The sequence below is a fragment of the Bifidobacterium asteroides genome (assembly GCF_003202695.1).
In the GTDB taxonomy this organism is placed as follows: domain Bacteria; phylum Actinomycetota; class Actinomycetes; order Actinomycetales; family Bifidobacteriaceae; genus Bombiscardovia; species Bombiscardovia asteroides_G.
Genome location: NZ_QGLL01000003.1, coordinates 1 through 1606, shown reverse-complemented (window position 1 = coordinate 1606; position 1606 = coordinate 1). Strand labels below are relative to the sequence as shown.

General features: G+C 61.3%; 1 protein-coding gene. It reads left to right on the top strand.

All coding sequences use genetic code 11. The annotated features are described in order from the left end of the window. On the top strand, nucleotides 1-1606 hold a 1606-nt coding region (locus DKK75_RS01990; RefSeq protein WP_181414415.1), incomplete at both ends, for an InlB B-repeat-containing protein.

Below are 1606 nucleotides of genomic sequence, written 5' to 3'. Positions count from 1 at the left end.
CATTGCTAAAGGGCATAAAGATCACTCAGGTATCTGCAGGCGGCAAGGCCTCCCTTGCAGTCGCATCTGACGGCAGCATGTACAGCTGGGGAGACAACAGCAGCGGCCAGCTGAGCCGCGAGACCGCCGGCGAATCCGACTGGAAACCAGCCAAGGCCGACACGCCAGCCGGAGCGGCTTTCGCTCAGGTCAGCGTAGGATACCGCCACGCACTGGCTATTGATTCAGACGGCAATACATACAGCTGGGGAAACGGCAGCACCGGCAAGCCCAGCAAGGTGGCCCTGCCCGGCGGCATCAAAGCAAGGCAGGTCAGCGCGGGACACGACTACTCCCTGGCAACCGGCTCCGACGGCAACATCTACAGCTGGGGCGACAACAGCAGCGGCCAGCTGGGACGAGATACGGGTGGCGCATCAGCAAATCAGCCAGGCAAAGCGAACACCCGCGACGGCGTCGCCTATGCTCAAGCCGTCGCAGGGTACAGGCACATCCTGGTCATGGGATCAGACGGCTACCTCTACGGCTGGGGAGACGACAGCAGCGGCCAGCTGGGCACCGGCACCGCCAGCAGTGCGCCGGTAACCACCCCCGGCAAGGCGGAATTCACCCAGGAATTCAAATTCAACGGCGCCAAGCTGGACGGAACCCCGATTACAGGCTTGACCAAGAAGCAGGACGGCGTCTGGAGCTTCCGCACCCCTGCGCACAAAAAAGGCCAGGTGGACGTAACGGTCACCTGGACCAGGAACGACCATCAGGCCGATGCGCACCTGGCCTACAAATACGACGGTTCCAAATACACGGTCACCTTCGATGGCGCAGGCGGCACATCAACACCAGAGGCCCAGCAGGTCTTGGACGGCGATCAGGCCGTCCGCCCCGACAAGGATCCAGCCAAGGACGGCTACCTGTTCGACGGCTGGTTCCTCAAAGACTCCAAGGGGGGCTCCAATATAGCCTACGACTTCAACCAGCCCGTCACCGGCGACATCGCCTTGGTCGCCCACTTCAGTCCCGTCCCGCACTGGAGCATCGACAAGAAGGAAGGGCCCGAAACCGGCGGCCAGAGCGTCAAGCTCACCCCGCCACAAGGCACACGCGGAATCCGCTTCGCCTGGATCCAATCGGGAAACGACTACTCCCTGGCTCTCGGCTCAGACGGCAACCTCTACAGCTGGGGAAACAATAAAAATTACCGGCTTGGACACAAAACCTCAAATGAGCCCGCCCGGGTGGATACACCCGCCGGAGTCCGCTATACCCAGGCCGCTGCAGGAGACAGCTTCGCCATAGCCCTTGGCTCAGACGGCAATGTATATACCTGGGGAAGCAACGACTATGGCCAGCTGGGACGTTACACCCCCACCAACGGCACCGATGACGGCTTCGCCCCCCACACAGCCGCGCAGCCTGCAGGCATCCGCTACACTCGAGTCTACGCAGGCAAATCCTTCGCCATGGCATTAGCCTCCGATGGCAACCTCTACGCCTGGGGAGACGATGCGAATGGCGAACTAGGACAAGGCAAGACAGTATCAAAGAGCACCGAACCTCTTAAAGTAGCTGCACCCCAAGGCATCACATTCACCAATGTCGCCACAGG